This is a genomic window from Candidatus Methylobacter oryzae (assembly GCF_003994235.2).
GTDB lineage: Bacteria > Pseudomonadota > Gammaproteobacteria > Methylococcales > Methylomonadaceae > Methylobacter_A > Methylobacter_A oryzae.
On sequence record NZ_RYFG02000009.1, the window covers coordinates 63,683 to 83,688 of the forward strand.

The 20,006-nt window shown below is 52.9% G+C and carries 17 protein-coding genes; 5 read left to right on the forward strand and 12 right to left on the reverse strand.

Annotation, left to right across the window (positions count from 1 at the left end; all coding sequences use genetic code 11):
• Positions 1–14: 14 nt before the first annotated feature.
• Positions 15–779, reverse strand: a complete 765-nt coding sequence (locus tag EKO24_RS01270) for a prepilin-type N-terminal cleavage/methylation domain-containing protein (RefSeq protein WP_127028648.1) — start codon at positions 777–779, stop codon at positions 15–17.
• Between the two features lie 21 nt (positions 780–800).
• Entirely contained in the window at positions 801–1,319 is a 519-nt protein-coding gene (locus tag EKO24_RS22980) for a GspH/FimT family pseudopilin (RefSeq protein WP_127028649.1), read from the reverse strand.
• 230 nt (positions 1,320–1,549) lie between these two features.
• On the opposite strand from EKO24_RS22980, the gene EKO24_RS01280 reads away from it, so the two are divergent.
• Positions 1,550–1,951 carry a type IV pilin protein gene (locus EKO24_RS01280; protein ID WP_127028650.1) on the forward strand — a complete coding sequence of 134 codons (402 nt, stop codon included), beginning with the start codon at positions 1,550–1,552 and terminating at the stop codon, positions 1,949–1,951.
• A gap of 26 nt (positions 1,952–1,977) precedes the next feature.
• On the opposite strand, the gene mutM is transcribed toward EKO24_RS01280, so the two are convergent.
• Positions 1,978–2,793, reverse strand: coding sequence for a bifunctional DNA-formamidopyrimidine glycosylase/DNA-(apurinic or apyrimidinic site) lyase (gene mutM, locus EKO24_RS01285; RefSeq protein WP_127028651.1), 816 nt, complete (start codon positions 2,791–2,793; stop codon positions 1,978–1,980).
• Positions 2,794–3,123: 330 nt separating this feature from the next.
• On the opposite strand from mutM, the gene EKO24_RS01290 reads away from it, so the two are divergent.
• The gene (locus EKO24_RS01290; RefSeq protein WP_127028652.1) at positions 3,124–3,348 is read left to right on the forward strand and encodes a hypothetical protein; all 225 of its coding nucleotides are present in this window, start codon (positions 3,124–3,126) and stop codon (positions 3,346–3,348) included.
• Between the two features lie 169 nt (positions 3,349–3,517).
• Here EKO24_RS01290 and EKO24_RS01295 read toward each other — a convergent pair whose 3' ends face one another.
• Positions 3,518–4,576 carry an NAD(P)-dependent alcohol dehydrogenase gene (locus tag EKO24_RS01295; protein WP_127028653.1) on the reverse strand — a complete coding sequence of 353 codons (1,059 nt, stop codon included), beginning with the start codon at positions 4,574–4,576 and terminating at the stop codon, positions 3,518–3,520.
• Between the two features lie 152 nt (positions 4,577–4,728).
• On the reverse strand, positions 4,729–5,295 hold the full coding sequence (locus tag EKO24_RS01300) for a DnaJ domain-containing protein (protein ID WP_127028654.1): 567 nt from the start codon (positions 5,293–5,295) through the stop codon (positions 4,729–4,731).
• Between the two features lie 50 nt (positions 5,296–5,345).
• Between EKO24_RS01300 and EKO24_RS01305 the strand changes: the two genes are divergently transcribed.
• Positions 5,346–5,846, forward strand: coding sequence for a hypothetical protein (locus tag EKO24_RS01305; RefSeq protein WP_127028655.1), 501 nt, complete (start codon positions 5,346–5,348; stop codon positions 5,844–5,846).
• 142 nt (positions 5,847–5,988) lie between these two features.
• Positions 5,989–6,804 carry an MlaA family lipoprotein gene (locus EKO24_RS01310; RefSeq protein WP_127028656.1) on the forward strand — a complete coding sequence of 272 codons (816 nt, stop codon included), beginning with the start codon at positions 5,989–5,991 and terminating at the stop codon, positions 6,802–6,804.
• A 149-nt stretch (positions 6,805–6,953) separates the two neighbouring features.
• Here the strand turns inward: EKO24_RS01310 and EKO24_RS01315 are convergent, their stop codons facing one another.
• The 7 genes from EKO24_RS01315 to EKO24_RS01345 form a co-directional block, all read right to left on the reverse strand.
• A complete protein-coding gene (locus tag EKO24_RS01315) occupies positions 6,954–7,544 on the reverse strand; it encodes a hypothetical protein (RefSeq protein WP_127028657.1) in 591 nt (196 codons plus the stop codon).
• 8 nt (positions 7,545–7,552) lie between these two features.
• Positions 7,553–8,521: a protease modulator HflC gene (hflC, locus tag EKO24_RS01320; protein WP_127028658.1), complete on the reverse strand. Its 969-nt coding sequence runs from the start codon at positions 8,519–8,521 to the stop codon at positions 7,553–7,555.
• The gene (gene hflK, locus EKO24_RS01325; RefSeq protein ID WP_241674356.1) at positions 8,518–9,498 is read right to left on the reverse strand and encodes an FtsH protease activity modulator HflK; all 981 of its coding nucleotides are present in this window, start codon (positions 9,496–9,498) and stop codon (positions 8,518–8,520) included. The genes hflC and hflK overlap by 4 nt, the downstream gene beginning before the upstream one ends.
• A 347-nt stretch (positions 9,499–9,845) precedes the next feature.
• Positions 9,846–12,941 (reverse strand): efflux RND transporter permease subunit, encoded by a 3,096-nt coding sequence (locus EKO24_RS01330; protein ID WP_127028659.1) that lies wholly within the window; start codon positions 12,939–12,941, stop codon positions 9,846–9,848.
• Entirely contained in the window at positions 12,938–14,050 is a 1,113-nt protein-coding gene (locus tag EKO24_RS01335; protein WP_143733139.1) for an efflux RND transporter periplasmic adaptor subunit, read from the reverse strand. The genes EKO24_RS01330 and EKO24_RS01335 overlap by 4 nt, the downstream gene beginning before the upstream one ends.
• Positions 14,051–14,305: 255 nt before the next feature.
• Entirely contained in the window at positions 14,306–15,733 is a 1,428-nt protein-coding gene (locus tag EKO24_RS01340; RefSeq protein WP_127027376.1) for an efflux transporter outer membrane subunit, read from the reverse strand.
• Positions 15,720–16,391, reverse strand: coding sequence for a CerR family C-terminal domain-containing protein (locus EKO24_RS01345; RefSeq protein WP_127027375.1), 672 nt, complete (start codon positions 16,389–16,391; stop codon positions 15,720–15,722). Before EKO24_RS01345 ends, EKO24_RS01340 begins: the two co-directional genes overlap by 14 nt.
• Positions 16,392–16,827: 436 nt before the next feature.
• Here EKO24_RS01345 and EKO24_RS01350 point away from each other — a divergent pair, with 436 nt between their 5' ends.
• The gene (locus EKO24_RS01350) at positions 16,828–19,992 is read left to right on the forward strand and encodes a hypothetical protein (RefSeq protein ID WP_127027374.1); all 3,165 of its coding nucleotides are present in this window, start codon (positions 16,828–16,830) and stop codon (positions 19,990–19,992) included.
• Positions 19,993–20,006 lie beyond the last annotated feature (14 nt).

The window sequence follows — 20,006 nt, forward strand, 5'->3', positions numbered from 1 at the left end:
TGATCACCTGTGAATTACTGTGTAAAAAGGCGACTGTTTCTAACTTCTACGGTGCCTCTAAGAGTCTTAGTAATGCTCGCATCGCTTGTTAAGCGGCCGCTAAGCTGGATATTAACCACGCGTTTCTGGGCAATGTTATCGCCGGCAACAGCTCCTGCACATGCGACGGCATTGGTCACTGTGTCGGTCGTGACGTTCAGGCAGCGCGAGGTGGCAGATAAGTCTATCGCGTCCGAAAAATTACCATTCCCGTTCACATCCATTGGCACAAAGCTGAATGTTAATGCGGTAATGGTCAGTTGGCTACCGTCTACAAATTCTTCCCATTCCCCATCGCTGCAATCCGCACTGTTAGTCGTTGTGCCGGTTTTACGCATACTTAGCGTGTTGTTTACCAGTTTGAAGCCGTAATACTCGTTAGCATCGACGTCATCGGTCAAATCAGTCGGTGTAAGCCTGCCATCGCTATTGGCGTCGTAACTATAAAGAATGCAGGAGGTAGTTACAGGAATATTGATATTGGTTGCTGCGGTTGTAAAAGGATTGGTTCGTCCGTCCGATCCTATTATTGCACCGCCCCAGTAACCTGAACGTTTAATATCGTTAATCATCAGCGTCATTAACGATTCCAAGTCATAATTAAGACGTGCCGATTTTATGGTATCGGAACTGCTGCCGACGGTATTGACGTAGATGCTGATGGTCGAGCCTAATACAATGAGTCCCAGCAGCAGCGAAATCATGATTTCTATTAACGTGAAGCCATTTTGTTTTTTCATTGTTTTGTCTCGGAAAAGAGATTAACAGGGGGGATAGCCGGGAAGGCCCGTTTTACCGGAAACTGGAGGCGTACAGGTCCTGACGCGTCCAATATCGCTAAAAAACACTCTGGCAACATAGCTGTCGGTGCTGAACGTAACGCGATTAGCGCCGATAGTGCCTCGCCTGAAATCAAACGTACTGTTATTGGTTGCCGCGGCGTCCATATTAACAATAGTACCGAAATCACTTCCGGATATTGTTTTGACTGCGCACGAACCGGGTGTTGCGCAATTACAATTCGCGTCGGGGTTCAGACCATAGCACCAGGCGCCGGCGTTTCCGGATGATCTTGAAAAATGGATGTCCTGGTTTCGTTTTATCGCCTCGGTACGGGCAAATTGCAGGTCGGATTTTAATGATTCGACAACTTGTTTTAGGCGATCGCGCTCAATCATATCCTGGAAAGAAGGTACGGCTACAGCCGCGAGAATGCAGGCAATGGCTACAACGATCATGATCTCTAATACGGTAAAACCGGCATTTTTTTGTCTGTTCATGGTATTTACCTTTCTCTGCCTTTTTATGCCGTTTAAAGCTGAGTTGAGCAGCTTGTCTGCTCAAACGAAACTTATGCCCTTTGAGTATAATTATAGATGACTGTTATTGCGGATTTGTTAGCTAATCTGCATTTTATCTATATCAATCTTGAGCTTCATTCAATTTCCCAGCGTTAATGATCAGTTATGCTATATTTGCGTCACCCAAGCATTTAAATTAAGGCAAAGTCATGTACACATTTAAACGATCTTCCGGTTTTACTTTAATCGAATTGATGATTACCGTGGCTATTATCGGTATCTTGGCGGGAATTGCTTACCCTTCGTATACCAGTTATGTGACACAGGCTAAACGGGGTGACGGCAAAGCCGGGCTGTTAAAGTTACAGCAGGCGCAGGAGAAGTATCGGGCGAATAATACAACTTACGGCACGTTGGCTCAATTAGGGGCAGCGAACTCATCTCCGGATGGGCAATACACGCTGGCGGTGACTACTAATACTGCGACATCTTACACCCTTACTGCCACTCCTACTTTTACGGATGCTCAGTGCAATGTGCTTGGCATTGATCAAGCCGGAACGAGAACTGTGACTGGAACCAGCTCAGTAGCAGACTGTTGGAATAGATAGCCTTACGGCATCGTTTGGTAAGACATCTAGCGTTGGCAATGACCGCAAAATACCGTTGACCGGTCCGCTATCCTGATTTCCGTTAATGGCCGGTTACAGTCGGCGCACGGCAATCCTGCCCGCCCATAAACTCTAAGTTGTTGTTGAAAATAACCGGGCTTTCCCGCCTCATTGACAAAATCCCTCAGCGTTGTACCGCCTTGCTGGATGGCTTGGCGTAAAACCACGCGAATACACTCGGCCAATTTCTGATAACGCCCTAAAGAAATCCTGCCTGCCGGTCGGGCAGGCTGTATGCCGGCCATGAACAAGGCTTCATTCGCATAAATGTTGCCGACGCCGACAACGATATGGCTGTCCATGATGAACGACTTTACCGGCATTTTTCGGTTTTTGGATAGCGAATAGAGCTGCTCGCCGCTGAAGTCCGATAACAGCGGTTCGGGGCCTAGATTTCTCAGCAATTGATGCTCGGCGGCGGGTTCCGTTGTCCATAACACCGCGCCAAACCGGCGGGGATCGTTAAAGCGCAGTATCGTTCCGTCATTAAAAATAAAATCGATATGGTCGTGTTTTCCAACTGCTTGGTCTGTAGACATAATCCGCAGACTGCCGGACATGCCTAAATGCATAAGCAGGGTGCCGGATGAGGTGGAAAACAGCAGGTATTTTGCTCGTCTGGAGACAGATTGAATACTGAGCCCCGTTAAGACTTGGCCGAGCGTTTCAGGTACAGGCCAGCGCAGTTTCGGTTGGCGTACGATGACTTGCTTAATGACTTGCCCTTCAATATGCGGGGCTATGCCACGGCAGGTGGTTTCAACTTCGGGTAATTCAGGCATCGGGAGCTTTTTAATCAGGGTTAAGTGCGTGTTGTAAAGTTTACCATGTAAATTTCAAGCGTCCTCAGCCGATATATAGAGCGCTTGTTTGTAATTTATAGCAATTATCGAGAACTTGCCGGTCGGTATTATGTGTTTATAAAATAGATCAATTAAGTTTTATAAGCTGCTAATATTCAATAATATTATTTTGTTGCTCGCTATTCTCAATTATTCAAAATGGATTATAATTAGTCTGTATTTTTCAAAGAATCGCTGTTTAGCTGACTGTAATAGCTAAAGCGGCGCTAGGTTCATTTTTTTACAATTTTATTTTTAAATGAAAACGGTATGAGCAGTGTTTGGATGGTAGGCAATCATGTGAAGATTCAGGGTATGCCCAATGATTTCAAATTACTTTCTTATAATTTTATTTTTGGTGGAAATGTTGAAATGATTTTGGAATCCCCGGAAGGTAGCCGGTTTTTCTTAAAACGTAGAAAATCGCAAATCTTCGATATTGAGCATGAATATAATTTTGATAACGGCTCTAACGACGAGAATTACAGCTATTAATGCGGTAGTCCGGACAGGTAAGGCGCAAAAAGGCTTAACGAATTGCGCCTTACTACTAAGCGTCTGAATATAAGTTTTCAAAGCTGGAGTGCAGGCTTTGCCTGCTTTGCAAGCAGAGCTTGCACTCCAAAATACTAGAAAATTTTAGCTTGAGCACTTATAAGACAATTTAATCTTTCGTCTGTTTTAGACTCGCCGAATCAATCACAAAGCGGTATTTCACATCGCTTTTCAATACCCGCTCGTACGCTTCATTAATCTGTTGGATCGGGATAATTTCAATATCTGAAACGATATTGTGCTCAGCGCAAAAATCGAGCATTTCCTGGGTTTCTTTTATGCCGCCAATCAGCGAACCGGCAATACTGCGGCGCTTCATAATTAAGTTTCCGACGGAGGGCGACGGATGCGGCTGGTCAGGCAGGCCGACTAAACATAAAGTTCCGTCGTGCTTCAGTAATTCCGTGTAAATATCCAAGTTATGCGGTGCAGCAACAGTGTTAAGGATGAAGTCGAAACTGCCGAGATGCTGTTGCATTTGTCCGGGATTCCTGGAAATCACTACTTCGTCAGCTCCAAGCCGCTTCGCATCTTCCGTCTTATCCGGCGACGTGGTAAAGAGCACGACATGGGCGCCAAATGCACGGGCAAATTTTATACCCATGTGGCCGAGTCCGCCTAACCCGACGATGCCGACTTTGTCGCCTTTGCCTATTTTCCAGTGCTTTAACGGGGAATAAGTGGTAATTCCGGCGCATAATAATGGCGCGGCGGCAGCCGGATCGAGTTTATCCGAAACATGCAGCACAAAATCTTGGTTGACGACGATCTGTCCTGAGTAGCCGCCGTAGTTGCTGCCGCCGCTATGTTTATCGGGGCTGTTATAAGTAAATACTGCGTTATTACAAAATTGCTCCAGATTATCGCGGCAATCCGGGCATTCCCTACAGGAGTCAACCATACAGCCGACCCCAACGGTGTCGCCGGGCTTAAATTTGTTTACCTCGCTACCGACTTTTGTGACTTTGCCAATGATTTCATGGCCGGGTACCATAGGAAAGGCCGAGTTACTCCATTCATTGCGCACTTGATGAATATCGGAGTGACAGACTCCGCAAAACAGAATTTCAATCCGGACATCGGTCGGCAACGGATCACGCCGCTCGAAACTGAATGCTACGAGCGGCGAGTTGGAATTATGAGCGGCGTAACCAATAGTTTTTTGCATAATAGAATCTCTTGAATGTAGAACAGTAATTATGCCCAAAGGGCATGTAGGGTTTGAGCAGACAAGCTGCCCAAACCCGCTTTAATAGGGGCGATCGATACGGGAACTGTTGTGAATATAGAAGCCGGTCAACACCTCTAACCCTTTACTGCTTAGTTTGCATAGTAATGAATCAATAGCGCAATCGCGGCAATTAAGCCCAGGACAATATAAAAGCCTACGAAATAGCTTAGATAGATTCTTCGCAAGCTGAAACCGGACATCGAGTTTTCCTGGAACAGAAAAGATTCGTTCTCTCTCTTAATATCGTAAATTCTTCGTTTTGAGCTATCGGCCAGAATTTGATAGGCCGTATTGATTTGCTCGAGCCTGTTTTCATGAAGATCATGGCTGGGTAAATTTCGATATTTTTTCAACAGTGCTTTATGAGCCGCCTGAATCAGATACTCGTCGGCATTATCCAGTACGCCTAAAACCCGGTAAAAATCGGAAGCCGGATCATTAGAACCGTGGCGTCGATCGTATTTCGCTTTGCGCAGAGGGTCGGATAAAGTATTGTGAGCCTCATTGATTTCCTTCATCCTCCGGTTGGCGGCTTCCTTTTCTTCGAGCCATTTGTCAGGATGGTATTTTTGGGCAAGTAACTTAAACGCGGCATGTATAACCACATCTTCAGCATTATTTGCCAAGCCTAAAATACGATAATAATCTTTAACCATCCGTAAATTCTACAGATGATATATAGAAACTCCAACGTTATGGCTTATTTATGATTAAACAGGGTATCTTTTGCATTATGCTGTTGGGATTGCTTAGCAAGCCCTCTTTTTCAGCAGATGAATTTGCATTACTTGAATCCGAGAGGATAGGTAGCCTTCGTATCGGTCTATCCGATACAGAGGTTAAAAAGATTATTCGGTGTCCGCTTAAGCAGGGAGCAGAACAATTTTGGGCAGCGGATGGCGTTTATCATCAAGAATGGAGATTTACCGGTTGTGGAATTACAGTCGGCATGGTTTCGGAAAAAAAGAATTCCGCCCAGTCGATAAGCTACATTTCGATAAATCGCCCCAATACCCTGAAAACCCTACGCGGCATTGGTATCGGCAGCCCTGAGGAAGAGGTAATAAAGTCTTATCGAACGGATTGGAACAGGGAGGAAAGCCAGGTTTCAAAAAGCTTTGTCGCAGGCAGCCTCTACGGCGGGTTAATCTTTGGGTTCAATAAAGGCAAAGTCAGCTCGATATTTCTTGGCGCTGCTGCGGAATGACTGAAATTTTTAGCGTTTGATAAGCGTCTCGATGTATTCAAAACTAAGCGTGAATTCAACAATCAAAAATGCTAAATTCTTTTTCGCCCGGCAAATTTTTCGGCAAAATTCCAAAAAACAGCTCATGAATAAGCATCAAGCCATGAATACTAAATTTCCATTATTAACCTGCATCATAGCAACGACGGTACTAAACGGTTGTGCCGTTACCACACTTAAAGAAGCAAGGGAAACCGATCCTTGGCAAGGTTGGAATAAAAGCACGCAATCTTTTAACGACAGCTTTGACAAGCATGTGTTAAAGCCGGTTGCTGTAGGCTACTTAAACGTTACCAATAAAGCCGTTGACGACGGTGTGACCAATTTTTTCAGCAACATTAACGACATCGGCGTAACAATCAACGATATTTTGCAGCTAAAGCTGTTGCAGGGGGGCATGGACATCAGCCGATTTGTTATCAATACAACTGCCGGAGTTGGGGGGATTTTCGATTGGGCTAACAAGATCGACTTGCCCAAACATAATGAAGACTTCGGTCAAACCTTGGGCTTTTGGGGCGTACCGTCCGGCCCTTATTTGGTATTGCCGTTTTTTGGCGCCAGTACGCCCAGGGATACGGTTGGGTTGATTGGCGACGCTTTTCTGGACCCTTTAACCTATGTCTCGATTTTTGGCGGATTTGTTGGTTCCGCGGTCACGGCAGGCACCAGCGCATTGGATGTGACGGATTACCGTGCCGGTATCATGACCAGCGAAAAAGTGGTCAATGAAGCCAGCGGCGGCGATCGTTACGATTTCATAAAAAACTCTTATCTTCAGCATCGTGAATATTTGATATACGACGGTAACCCGCCGGATGAAGGCGATCCTTTGGATAATGATGAAAGCGGTACAGGGGATTCCGGTAAAACCGGTTCCAAAGTTAAGGACAAAAGCGGCAGTGGTAAGGGCTTATAGCCGAAGCATAGTCCACGAAAAGCACGAAAGACACGAAAATATTTGCGATACATCGCTTCCATATTCCGGTGTCGCTGCCTCCGTTCAGAACGTAGACCTTCCAGGTTTTTAAAACCTGGAAGGTTTGTTGCTGTCGGCCTGCTTTCCGTCTAACGACAGATTGTTCCCTCAGGCTGTAGATGAAGCCAAACCTGCGCATCGGCCGGCAAGCGGGCATTAGATGGAATTCTATCCGGCATTTTGGCTAAGTCCGAAAAAATATCCTTGGCTTCAAACACCAACACCTTTTCCACATTGGCAATACATGCGCTCAAGCCATACTGAGCAAAGGCCCGTTTCAATGCCTGCGGATAAGCCGGACCGTTTAGCAGCATCCGAACATGGTGATTTTCAGTCTCGCCGGTTTTTTTAGGACGCCCCCGTTTGGCGTTCCAGCCTTGAGATTGCATGGCGGATTCCGCCAAGTCTTGCGACCATTGCGGATAATTCATTAACCTTCCAAGATACACGCTACTAACCGGCAAGCTGTTGCCTGGAAACAGGTTATGAAAACCGGTCTCCAGAAGTTGCGTCAACGATCGCAACGATAACGGGCAATCGCTTCTGACCAGCGCCACCTCAGCTTCCACTGCTCGGCGTTCTATTCTTGCAGAGCATTCCGGCAGTTGAACTGCGAACGAATCGTCCGCTTGCAAGCAGGCCGGAATGATCAGCAACAAAGCCGCGAATAGAATTTTCATGACAGCGATTAACGGTTTTTCTGTTCCGCCTGCTTAAGCAACGTAAATAGATCGCTTTTGGTGGACAGCACGATTGTTGCATCGGGGTTTATGATTTTCCGGTAAGTCTCCATGCTTTTAATAAACTTATAAAACTCCGCCGCTTCAGGCTTTTGTGCATAGGCTTTGGCGTAGATTTCCGTCGCTTTGGCATCGGCTTCGCCCTGAATTTCATGAACTTGCTTGTAAGCTGCGGATTCGATCTGGTTAAGGTCCCTGTCCTTGTTGCCGTTGATTCGCGCCGCTTCGCCTTCGCCTTCGGAACGGAAACGTTGCGCAATCTGCAAGCGTTCGCTAATCATGCGCTGGTAAATGCGTTCGAGCACCTGCTGGTTGTAATTGATGCGTTTGAAGCGGACGTCGAGCAGTTCAATCCCGAACTCGGCCAATTTCGGGGCTGCTGAGTCGAACACGTCTTTTTCAATTTTGACTCGGCCGACATGGATAGGCCGCAATACGCCAAGCGTGCCTTCGCCGGTTAAAGGGCCGGTCAAGCTCTCGTCTTGCAGCGGTTGCCGGTCTTTATCGGTGCGCACGACTTCAATCAGTTCATGACGGGCAATCGCTGTCCGGGTTTCGCTGCCTAAAATGTCCTCTAGCCGGGATTGCGCGCTACGTTCATCCCTAAGCCTTAGGTAATAACGCATCGGGTCGGTAATCCGCCAGCGGGCAAACGTATCGACTTGAACGTAAGTTTTATCCTTGGTCGACATCTCAACCATTGGTCCGTCCCATGCCAGATAGCGTTTATCGAAAGTGTTGACCCGCTGGATAAACGGGATTTTGAAATGCAGGCCCGGACTGGTAATCGGGTCGCCGACCGGACTGCCGAATTGGGTGATGATGACCTGTTCGGTCTGGTTGACGGTGTAGATTGACAGCAATAATACAGCCGTCAGGACGATGATCGATAAGCCGCTTTTACCGGAGATATTCATTGTTGAGCCTCCACCACTGTTTTTGCCGGAAAGGGCAGCATCGGTAAAATCTGCTGAATCGAATCGTCAACGATAAGCTGCTGGCTTGCTTGGGGTAAAACGTCGCCCAGCGTTTCAAGATAAATACGCGTACGCGTAACGTCCGGCGCTTTCAGATATTGCTCCAGCACTTGATTGAACGCGGAAACATCGCCTTCCGCTTCGTTAATCCGTTTAAAGCGGTAACCTTCGGCGCCGCGAACTTTCTGGTCGGCTTCGCCGCGAGCGCGAGGCACGGCTTTGTTGTATTCGCCGTTCGCCAGGTTGATCATGTTTTCCCGGTCTTGCTGGGCGCGATTCACCTCATTAAACGAAGGCTGCACCGGTACCGGCGGGTTGACGTTCTTTAACTGCACTTGGTTAATCGAAACGCCGAGCTGGTAGCGTTGGGCAAGCTCACGGGCGCGTTCGAGTACGGTTTCCTCAATCTCTTGGCGGCCGATCGTGATGATTTCGTCGACGGTCCGGTCGCCGATCACTTCGCGCATCACGGCTTCCGACAGGTCCCTTAACGTGCTGCCCGGATCGCGGACGTCGAACAGGTATTTTTCAGGATCGGTAATGCGGTACTGCACAATCCACTCCACCAAAGCCGCATTCAGGTCGCCGGTAACCATCGATTTTTCCAGCATCGGTTCGCTGCCGATTTGATCCGGATTCGTATAACCGGGCGTCGTAAAACCGAATTCCAGTTTTTGTTGGCGTTGAGTCGGGACACGAATAATACGGTCGATGCCGAACGGAAACTTCGCATGCAGTCCGGACGGCACTTTTTCGATATATTTGCCGAAGCGGAGCACAATGCCTTCCGATTCGGCCGGAATCGTGTAAAACGACATCATCGCTCCAACCAGCAGAGCAACGGCCGCCAACACAGCCATTGGCGAAACAGGCAGCGAACCTAGAAAGCGTTCTAAAGAAAATTTGAGATTATCCACGCACAACCTCCAACGGTAAGTTTGGGTAGCACGGAATGGGCTGATTTTATTGGTTTTATGTGCCAAATAGCCGGATAAAACAGCAGCCAATCCGGATCTTGAAGATCATATCAAGCATGAACTTACTCGTTAATTGCGTCAATGAATATCGAATTTAAGGCAGGGGACAGAAGGAAGTTTAACCGTTCGCCGGAGCTCAGGAGAACCTTGTCGAAGGGGAGCGGTTAAGCTGTTCATGGTTCGACAAGCTCACCACGAACGGTTTAACCTTAAACTGTCTCGCCTTGGGTTGATAGTTAATATCGAAAAGAATGCGGGCCGCCGAAAGTGCCGACGGCCTGTTTCAATTAATCTTGCTCAACGTGCCGTGCCGAAGTTATACGCAGCCCAAGCCGCTTGAACGCATTCTTAAGGTCATCCAGATAGCTATAAGCGACCGGTATGACCAACAAACTCAGCAACGTCGAAGTGACCAAACCGCCGATGACGGAAATAGCCATCGGGCTGCGGAATGACGAGTCGGCTTCGCCAAGGCCCAACGCAATCGGCATCATGCCGGCGCCCATCGCAATAGTGGTCATCACGATAGGGCGGGCGCGCTTGCGGCAGGCGTCGAGCAACGCATCAACCCGGCTCATGCCGTGATCGCGGCGGGCCACAATCGCGTATTCGACCAGCAAAATAGAGTTTTTCGTCGCGATGCCCATCAACATCACCAAGCCGATCAGCGAAGGCATCGATAAGGCCTTGCCGGCCAACAGCAACGCAATAAAGCCGCCGCCGAACGACAGCGGCAGCGCGGTCAGGATCGTAATCGGCTGGATAAAGTCCTTAAACAGCAGCACCAGCACGATGAAAATACACAGTACGCCGGTCAGCATCGCCAGGCCGAAACTGCTGAACAGCTCGGTCATCATTTCCGCATCGCCGATATTGATCTTCTTCACGCCATTCGGCAGATTGCGGATGCTGGGCAGGTTTGCGACCGCATTGGCAACGTCGCCGAGCGGCAAGCCGGACAGTTCGATTTCAAAATTGATGTTCCGGGAACGGTCGTAACGGTCAATCACGGCCGGGCCGCTGGACAGCGCCAGCGTGGCGACCTGGTTCAGCATCACCGAACCTACGCCGGGTTTGCCCGACGGTATCGCCAGGCGCTCCAGTACGGCCAAGTCGCGGCGCCCGTCGACGGCCAGCTTGACCAGCACCGGCACTTGCCGTTGGGCAAGATTCAGCTTGGCCAGCGAGTAGTCGTAATCGCCGACCGTGGCGATACGCAGGGTTTCGGCGATGCTTGCGCTGCTGACGCCAAGGTCTGCGGCGCGGTCGAAATCCGGGCGCACGGCGATTTCAGGGCGCACCAAGGCCGCCGAAGACGCGATGCTGCCAAGGCCGGGTATCGTTCTCAGGTCTTTTTCGACATTGCGCGCGGCAGTGCTTAATGCCAGAGGATCGTCGCCGCTCAATACCAGTATGTATTTTTCGCCGTTGCCGCCCAGGCCGACTTTAATGCGGACGCCGGGCAATTGTTGCAAGGCAGTGCGTATGTCGTGTTCGATGACTTGTTTATGCACCGGCCTGTCCTGGCGATTCGCCAGCGTGACGGTCAACGTGGCTTTGCGCACCTCGCCGGATTGGCCGCCTAAAAACGGGTCGCTGCCGGCCGAGCCGCCGCCGATGGTCGTATAAACGGATTTGATATACGGCACCGAGCCGAGCAATTGGCGCGCCGTTTCGGCCGAGGCTTTGCTTTGCGCTAGCGTCGAGCCTGGCGGCAGTTCCACCATTACCTGGGTTTGGGGATTGTCGTCGGCAGGAATGAAGCCGGTCGGCAATAACGGAACCAGCAGCAGTGTGCCGATGAAAAACGCGACGGCTGCAAGCATCGTCATCAGCCGGTGCTTCAGGCACCAGGCCGCCAGTTGCATATATAAACGCATCACAGCGCCTTCGCCGGGTTCGGCGTGGCCTTTATTTTTTAACAGGTAAGCGGCCATCATCGGCGTCAGCATACGCGCGACCACCAACGAGGCGACCACGGCCAGTGCCGCGGTCCAGCCGAATTGCTTAAAGAAGCGCCCTGCGATGCCGTCCATGAAAGCGGTCGGCAGGAACACCGCGACCAGCGCAAACGTTGTTGCGACGACCGCCAGGCCGATTTCGTCGGCCGCTTCCATCGCCGCCTGATACGCGCTTTTGCCCATGCGCAGGTGGCGAGTAATGTTTTCCACTTCGACAATCGCGTCGTCGACCAGTATGCCTATCGACAACGATAACGCTAATAAAGTCACGCCGTTTAGCGAGAAACCGAAATAGCTCATGCCCCAGAAGGCCGGAATGACCGACAACGGCAGCGCGACGGCGGACACGAACGTAGCGCGCCAGTCGCGCAGGAACAGCCAGACCACCAATACGGCCAGCAATGCGCCTTCATAAATCATCGCCATCGAGCCTTGAAACTCTTCCCGTACCGGAGTCACGAAGTTGAACGCTTCGGTAATTTCAATGTCGGGATTGGCCGCGCGCAGGTCGGCCAAAGCTTTTTGTACGCCGGCGCCGACTTCGACTTCGCCGGCGCCCCGGCTGCGGGTGACTTCAAAACCGACCACCGCTTTGCCGTTCAGCATTGCCAATGCGCGAGGCTCGGCCACCGAATCGCTGACCGTGGCGATTTGATCCAGCCTAATCCGGCTGCCGTTGCTGAGGTTTAGCGGCATAAGCCGGATTTCCTCGGCCGATTGCACATTGCCGAGCGTTCTCACCGGTTGCTCGCCGGTGCCGAGATTAGCGCGGCCGCCGGCGCTTTCCTGCTGGACCCTGCGCAGTTGTTGGGAAATCTCGGTCGCAGTCGCGCCCAAAGCCTGTAATTTAAGTGGATCAATCGCAATGGCGATTTCCCGGCTGACGCCGCCGACCCGGTTGACCGCGCCGACGCCGGGCACTGTCAGCAGTTTCTTGGCGATGGTATCTTCGACAAACCAGGACAGGGCTTCGTCGTCGCGCCGATTCGACGATACCGTAAAGGCCAGGATCGGCGAACCGGCCAGGTCCATTTTAGTGACGATAGGATCGCGGACATCGCTGGGCAAATCGGCGCGGACTTTCGATACGGCCGAGCGCACATCGTCGACCGCCTCCTGAACCGGCTTTTCCAGGCGGAACTCGACCGTTATCTTGACCGAGCCGTCCTGCACCTTAGTAGTGATATGTTTAAGCCCTTGCAATGTCGCCAACGAATTTTCGATTTTGCGCGCCACGTCGGTTTCCAACTGCGACGGAGAAGCGCCAGGCAGCGATACCGACACGCTGACGGTCGGCAGGTCCAGGTCCGGGAAGTTCTGGATTTTCATCGCCTTGAAGCTCATTAAGCCGCCGAAACTGAGCAGCACGAACAGCATCAAGGCCGGAATCGGGTTGCGGATACACCAGGCAGAGACGTTCATGGCTGCACCAGCCTGACGTTGTCGCCGTCGGCAAGAAAAGTCGCGCCGCTGGCGACCAGCCGGTCTTCGGGCCGGATGCCGGATAATATTTCCAAACCGTCGCCGTTTTGCCGGCCCAATTCCACTTTGACTTGGCTGACGCTGGCCTGGTTGCCGTTTTGTTCGTTCAGGCGGAACACATAGCTAAAGCCTTCACGAAGCGAAACGGCGGTTTGCGGCGCGATCAGGCCCGGCGTGGCGCCTAAGCGGAATTCGCCTTTAGCGAACATGCCGGCCCGCAAGCCCTGGGCGGCCGCTCCGGGCAGATCGACATAGACCAGGCCGTTACGGTTTTGCGTGTCCAGCGTAGGGGCGAGGAAGCGCACTTTACCCTTGACGTTGCCGACTCCGGCGACGGCCACGGTCGCTTCCACGCCGGGTTTCAATTTCGCCATTTCGTCGGCGGTGACTTCGGCGCGCCATTCCAGCCGGTTTTGGCGGATCATCCGAAACAGCTCCTGGCCTTTGCCGACCACCGCGCCCTGGGTTGCGCTACGGGAAGAGATGACGCCGTCGTCGCTGGCCGGTACCCGCGTGTGTTTCAGTTGAATTAACTGCACGTCTAGCTGGGCTTTGGCCGATTGCATTTTTGCCTGTGCGGTTTTTTCGGCGGTCAGGTATTGATTCACCTGCAAGCTGCTCAGCGCGCCGCTGCCGGCAATGCTTTGCGCCCGTTCCGCATTGCCGCGGGCCTCGGCCAGATTGGCTTCGGCTTCGGCCAGCGCCGCGCGGCTTTTGGCGACTTCGGCGGTCACGGTTTCATCGGCAAATACCGCCAGCACTTGGCCTTTGCGCACATTTTCGCCAACCTGCACCCGGACTTCGGCCAACTGCAAGTCGCCGACTTCCGCGCCGACGATGACTTCCTGCCATGGCGCTATCGAACCGTTGGCCGTCAATGTCAATGGTAGTTCGCGGTATTCGGGCTTGATGATGTTGACGTTCAACGCCGGTTTGGCCGTTGGCGGTTTTGGCATGGTGTCGGGATTCACGCTGGCTGTACTGGTCAAGCCTAAGCCGATCAGCAAGCTTAGCAGGCTGACGATGGCGGCTATTTTTGCTTTGCTCATGATGTTTCTCTGGTGAAGATAGGTGTTTATATCGTTGGCAGCGGAGTGCAGGCTTCGCCTGCTTTGCAAGCAGAGCTTGCACTCCAAAATGCCTAAAATTTCTTATTGTTCCCGCGCTCCGTGCCACGGTCATTCATACTCGTTTCCACGCGCCGCGTCCCGTAACGCCAGACGTTGATCCTGATTCGCGGCGTAGCGCGCCTTGCACTACGATCCCATGGAGCCCGCGGGATCGAGAGCGGATACTGGATTCGTTCAATTGCCCGTAGCATCCCAACCCCCGCCGACCGCCCGGTATAACGCAATCCAGGCGCTAACTCGTTCCTGTTCGAGGCTTTTAATCGCAAGGTCGGCGTTTAGCTGATTGCGCCTTGCCGTTTCCAGGTCTAACAAATTGCCTAAGCCGGTATCGAACAATTGCTGGGCCGACTGAAAATAGTGCCGGTAACCGTCCGCCGCCTGTTGCGCTTGCGGCAAACGCTTAGCGACGTTATCCAATCTGACCAACGCTTCTTCCACCTCTTTGACGGCAGTCCGCGCCTTGCTGCGATAATTGCCGGCTGCGGCTTCATACTGGGTCTGAGCCGATTCGACATTAGCCGCGCGTTTGCCCGCATCGAACAACGGCAGGCTGAGCGTGGGCCCCAACGACCAGGTTTGCGCCAGCACCAATGCCGCGCCGTTCATGCTTTGCAGGGTAGGGGTCACGTTGCCGGACAGGCTGAGTTTGGGAAAGCGTTTGGCCTGTTCCACGCCGATTTTGGCGCTGGCCTCGGCCATGTCGCGCTCGGCGACGGCCAAATCCGGGCGCTGCAATAATGCGCGGGCAGGCACGCTGTCGATGCTGAAAGCGGGCGGACTGGGCAATTTGCCAACGCCCGGCTGTTCGAGCAATGACTGGCGGACCGAGATTTCTTCCAACGCGGTCAATGCGACCAGGCTTTTTATTGAACGCTCGCATTGGCCTTGTTGATTCAGCAGGTTATTTTGGCCTTCGGCGGCACTGGCATCGCTTAACGCCACATCCGCGCTGGAGCGAAAGCCGTGCTGTCCGGCCAAAGCCGTCAGTTTGGCCGACGTTTGCCGGGATTCGGCATCGGCTTGCAGCTGTTGCGCCTGAATTTCGCAATAACGGTAGCCGAGATAAGCATTGGCGACTTCGGCGGCCACCGCGACCCGCGCATCGTGCCAGTCTGCCTGGCGCGATTGCAGTTGGCTTTGCGAAGCCTGTTGCTGCCGGGCCAGGCCGCCGAACAAGTCGATTTCCCAATCCGATTGCAGTCCTGCCTGGTATTGGTCGCGTTCAAACGGCGGGCCGCCGAACGAGAACGATGAACGGTTCGCGCTTAAGCTGGCGTCGAGGCTGGGTACCAGCGCCGAATCCGCGCTGATCAAACTGGCCCGAGCCTGTTCAATCCGGGCCGCGGCATTGGCGACCGAATAGCTTTCCTGTTCGGCGGCAGCCAGAAAGCGGTTCAGGACCGGGTCGTTGAAGCGCTGCCACCAGTGCAGCAAGTCCGTAGTTTGCCCACGGTGGGCTACCGGTACAGGTTGCGGCGCTTGCCAGCTTGCCGCGACCGGCAACGGCGGCGTTTGGTAATCGGGGCCGACCGTCGTCAGTAAGCCGCCGTTGCAGGCGGTCAGCAGCAATGGCGCGAGCAACGGGACTTTATTGATTGCCATCGCCTTTCTCCAGCGCGCGGCGTTCAGCTTCGCTTTTCACCATCGCCAGCGCGTAACCGGACAGGCGCTTCGCCATCAAGTCGATTGCCTTCGGCGAAGCCAGCATTTGCGGTGCAATCGCCGCAACCACTTCCTGGCCGACGAATAGGTGCACGGCCATGCCGATCATCGCGAACGCGAGCCGCTGCAAGTCCATGTCGATGCGAGCCAGGCCCAAATGCTGCTTTAGCAATGTGGTCAGCGCTTCATGTTGAGGCTTGATTTCAGACTCGATGGCCTCTTGCCAAGCGCCGGTCGGTTCCAGCATTTCGCGAAAGTGCAATTTCATCACCAGGTTGATATTCTCGTCCATCTTGAACGGCGTCAAAAAATCGCTGAAAAACAGGTCGAGCGCTTCGGCTATCGGCAGGCTGAGATATTTTTCCCTGTTCGCGCGGGCGGGCATTTTTTCGCAAGGTTCGTGAAACACGGTCCGGTACAGCCCGGCTTTGTCGCCGAAGTAATAACGGATTGCGGAAATGTTGGCGCCGGCGGCTTCGCAAATTTCGCGGGTCGTTGCGGCTTCAAAGCCTTTTTCGGCGAATAAGCGCAAGGCGGCCAATACTAGCCGGTCGCGGGCGTCGCTATTGTTGGTTTCCGGGGTTGAAGCTTTGGTCATATCGGGCTATAGCCTGTCTTGGATAGAAAATTAAATCAAACGATTGATTTAATAATATCAATCAATCGTTTGATTGACAATTATTTCATGATGGAACATTGTCCAAGTCCGGCTTGCTGGAAATGCTGCAGGTTAAACGTTGTAGGAGAGGGGCGTGCCCGCGATGATGGTGCTACACTCGCCTCGTTCCCACGCTCCGCGTGGGAATGCAGACCTAAACTAAGCCTGCCGCACATGCGTTGTAAACCCAGAACGTTTTTCATCGCATTGAACAAATGATTGCCGGCTTTAGAGCTATATATGCGTTCCCACGCGGAGCGTAGGAACGAGGAAATGGAAATGTGCTTCGGGACGCGGATGGCATGTTTGACCGATTACCGGCCTTGCTTTATGCTCAAAATCGCCGACTCAATATCAACTCAAAGGCTACAACTGCATGAACCAAAACTACCACGGCTTAGACGCCGGTAACCGCTTCGTTATCGAGCAATACAACGACCTTGTCCCATTCGCCAGCTTCCTGCCCGGCATTGCCGGTACGATGGGGCGTCCGGCCTGGGTTTTTTATGTGAATCGGGGGCAGGGCGTAGCCAGTTTCGGCGTGCGCAATAAAGACGGGGCGTTTCTGGAGTTTTTTCCGGCCGACAAGGCTTATCAATTGACGCCGTCCCGGGGCTTTCGGACTTTCCTGAAGATTAGCGGCGGCGACCGAATCTTAAATTGCGAGCCGTTCCAGCGCGGTGCGGGGCCGGAGGTCAAGCAACGCCTTTACGTTACGCCCCATGAAGTCGGTGTCGAAGAGATTAATTCGCCGCTGGGATTCAGCATCCGTGCCGATATGTTCACGTTGCCGGAAGCATCCGTGGCCGGTTTGGTGCGGCGCGTCACTGTCACCAATACTTCCGCACAGGCCAAAAAAATACAGATCGTCGACGGCCTGCCGCAAGTGTTGCCTTACGGCATGAACCAATGGATTTTGAAATTCATGAGCCGGACCTCGGAAGCATTCGTGCGCGTCGAAGGCGTGCGGCAAAACCTGCCGTTTTATCGTTTGAAAGTCTGGCCGACCGACACGCCGCAAGTCGAGCCTATCATCGCCAGCAATTTTTTTGCCGGTTTTTTGAACGGCAAGCGTAACGACGTGATCGTCGATGCGGAACGGGTTTTCGGCTTGGCCGGGGATTTTTCCAGGCCGGAGCGGTTTTTTGCCGGGCAAAGCCTGGATTTCGATAACCAAGTGGTAGGCAACCAAACCCCGTCCGCTTTCCAGGCGTTGACGCTGGAGCTACAGCCCGGACAAAGCCGGGTGTTTTACGGCTTTTACGGCCATGCCGAATCGCAAGCGGTGATGCAGCAATTCGTCGCCGAGGCCGGCAAGGACGGCTATTTCGAAGCCAAGCGGGAAAGCAACCGCCGCCTGATCGACGACATCAGCCAAAAAGCGTTCACCGCGACGGCCAAGCCGCTGTTCGACGCCCACGCCCGGCAATGTTACCTCGACAACGGCCTGCGCGGCGGCTTTCCGAGCCAAGTGCCGGGCGGCGCGCAGTTGTATTTGTTCGGTCGCAAGCACGGCGACTTGGAACGCGATTACAACGACTTCCTGTTGCAGGACACGCCGTATTCCGAAGGCAACGGCGATTTTCGCGACGTGCTGCAAAACCGGCGCATGGATTTGTTCTTCGATCCGGCGCTGGATGCAAAGAACATCCGCTATTTCTTCAACCTGATCCAGCCGGACGGCTACAATCCGTGTTCGTTGCGCAATTCGCGGTTTGCGGTCGAGTCGGCCGATGCGTTCGCGTCCTATTTCGACCGTTTCCCCGCGCTGGAACAACTGCTGGCGCGCGAATTCAAATACGCCGAATTATGGCAGGTGCTGCAAGCCGCCGAAGATCGGGAGCCGGTCATTGCAGAGATCCTCGCGCAAGCGCAGGAAGTCATCGATGCCGAATTCGACCGCGGCTATTGGTCGGACCATTGGACCTACCTGGTCGATCTGCTGGTTGGCTACCAAGCGATTTTCCCGGACCGGCTGCCCGGTTTGTTCCTGGATAAGACTTACACGTTTTTCGATCCGACGCATATTGTGATGCCGCGCGCGCAAAAATACGCCGTCACGCCGAATGGCGTGCGCCAATACGGCGCCGTGCAGCACCGGCCCGATAAAACCGATTTGATTAATGCGCGCGCCCGCCGCCGCTACCAAGTCCGCTCGCAGCAGGGCAGCGGCGATATTGCTGTCACGACGCTGCTCGGAAAAATCCTGACGCTGGTCGCCAACAAACTGGCGACGCTGGACCCGTTCGGCGTCGGTATCGAAATGGAAGCCGACCGCCCTGGCTGGTGCGACGCACTGAACGGCTTGCCCGGCATTTTGGGCTCGTCGGTCAACGAAACCATCGAACTGAAGCGGCTGGCCGATTTTACGCTGGCGGCACTGGCCGGCGTTTTCGGCGAATGCTCGCTGCCGGTCGAACTCGCCAAATTCATAGACGAGCTGGCGGCATTGCTGAGCCGTGACCTTACGCCGGAACTGTTCTGGCAGCACAGCGGTGCGGCCAAAGAAGCCTATCGCGACAAAGTATTCATGGGCTTTGACGGCGCCGAACAAGTGTTGTCGATTGCGTCCGTGCAAGATTTCCTGGCGGCGGTTTCCGGTCATTTGGACGCCGCGATAGCCAGGGCCAAAGGCCCGCAAGGCATCGTCACTTATTTTGCCTACGAGGCTGAGCAGTACCGGGAACTCGAAAACGGCAAAGCCGAAGTGACCCGCTTCAAGCAAAAAACGCTGCCGCTGTTTTTGGAAGGTTTCGTCCATGCTCTGCGCATCGCCGGACCGGAAGAAGTCCGGCGCTTATACGATGCGGCGCGCAACTCCGAACTGTTCGACCAAAAGTTGGGCATGTACCGTGTCAATGAACCGCTCGGCGAAAATGCGCTGGAACTGGGACGGATCGGGGTTTTCAACTACGGCTGGCTGGAGAATGGATCGATCTTCCTGCACATGCATTACAAATTCGTGCTGGAAATGGTTCGGGCCGGCCTGGTGGAGGAGTTTTACGCTGACATCGAAAAGCTGCTGGTCGCGTTCCGCGATCCTGCCGAATACGGCCGCAATCCGGTTGAAAATTCCAGCTTTTTGGTCAGCAGCGGTTTTGCTATTGACCCACGGCAGCATGGGCGGGGCTGCGTGGCGCGTCTTTCGGGTTCTACGGTGGAATTTTTGCATCTTTGGACGCATCTTTTCCTGGGGGCGGCTCCGTTTGTGTTAGAGCAAAGCAAGTTGTTGTTTAAGCCTGAACCGGTGTTGTCGAAGACGTTTTTCTCTACGGACGAGCAATGCGTTAATCCGTTCGGTTTTGAAGAAATATTGCCGGCGCACAGCGCGGCCTGCGCTTTGTTCGGGACAACTTTGCTGCTCTATATCAACCCTGAACGTCAAGATACTTTCGGCGATGCTGCCGTTAGGCCTTGCCGCTATTTGTTACATGATCGGGACGGCAACATGCGGACCGTGGAAGGTTCGCATCTGGAAGGGCAAGCTGCCGAGGCGCTACGCCAAGGGCAATTTCGGAGAGTGGACGTGGTGCTTGTTTGATCTAGCTTTTTAAG

What these genes read in the sequence shown, in the direction of transcription:
- EKO24_RS22980 (WP_127028649.1), bottom strand. Translation starts at nt 1,319, where the DNA reads ATGAACAGACAAAAAAATGCCGGTTTTACCGTATTAGAGATCATGATC.
- EKO24_RS01340 (WP_127027376.1), bottom strand. Translation starts at nt 15,733, where the DNA reads ATGGCAATCAATAAAGTCCCGTTGCTCGCGCCATTGCTGCTGACCGCC.
- EKO24_RS01335 (WP_143733139.1), bottom strand. Translation starts at nt 14,050, where the DNA reads ATGAGCAAAGCAAAAATAGCCGCCATCGTCAGCCTGCTAAGCTTGCTG.
- EKO24_RS01290 (WP_127028652.1), top strand. Translation starts at nt 3,124, where the DNA reads ATGAGCAGTGTTTGGATGGTAGGCAATCATGTGAAGATTCAGGGTATG.
- EKO24_RS01350 (WP_127027374.1), top strand. Translation starts at nt 16,828, where the DNA reads ATGAACCAAAACTACCACGGCTTAGACGCCGGTAACCGCTTCGTTATC.
- mutM (WP_127028651.1), bottom strand. Translation starts at nt 2,793, where the DNA reads ATGCCTGAATTACCCGAAGTTGAAACCACCTGCCGTGGCATAGCCCCG.
- EKO24_RS01300 (WP_127028654.1), bottom strand. Translation starts at nt 5,295, where the DNA reads ATGGTTAAAGATTATTATCGTATTTTAGGCTTGGCAAATAATGCTGAA.
- EKO24_RS01330 (WP_127028659.1), bottom strand. Translation starts at nt 12,941, where the DNA reads ATGAACGTCTCTGCCTGGTGTATCCGCAACCCGATTCCGGCCTTGATG.
- EKO24_RS01280 (WP_127028650.1), top strand. Translation starts at nt 1,550, where the DNA reads ATGTACACATTTAAACGATCTTCCGGTTTTACTTTAATCGAATTGATG.
- EKO24_RS01305 (WP_127028655.1), top strand. Translation starts at nt 5,346, where the DNA reads ATGATTAAACAGGGTATCTTTTGCATTATGCTGTTGGGATTGCTTAGC.
- EKO24_RS01295 (WP_127028653.1), bottom strand. Translation starts at nt 4,576, where the DNA reads ATGCAAAAAACTATTGGTTACGCCGCTCATAATTCCAACTCGCCGCTC.
- EKO24_RS01345 (WP_127027375.1), bottom strand. Translation starts at nt 16,391, where the DNA reads ATGACCAAAGCTTCAACCCCGGAAACCAACAATAGCGACGCCCGCGAC.
- EKO24_RS01270 (WP_127028648.1), bottom strand. Translation starts at nt 779, where the DNA reads ATGAAAAAACAAAATGGCTTCACGTTAATAGAAATCATGATTTCGCTG.
- EKO24_RS01315 (WP_127028657.1), bottom strand. Translation starts at nt 7,544, where the DNA reads ATGAAAATTCTATTCGCGGCTTTGTTGCTGATCATTCCGGCCTGCTTG.
- hflC (WP_127028658.1), bottom strand. Translation starts at nt 8,521, where the DNA reads ATGAATATCTCCGGTAAAAGCGGCTTATCGATCATCGTCCTGACGGCT.
- EKO24_RS01310 (WP_127028656.1), top strand. Translation starts at nt 5,989, where the DNA reads ATGAATACTAAATTTCCATTATTAACCTGCATCATAGCAACGACGGTA.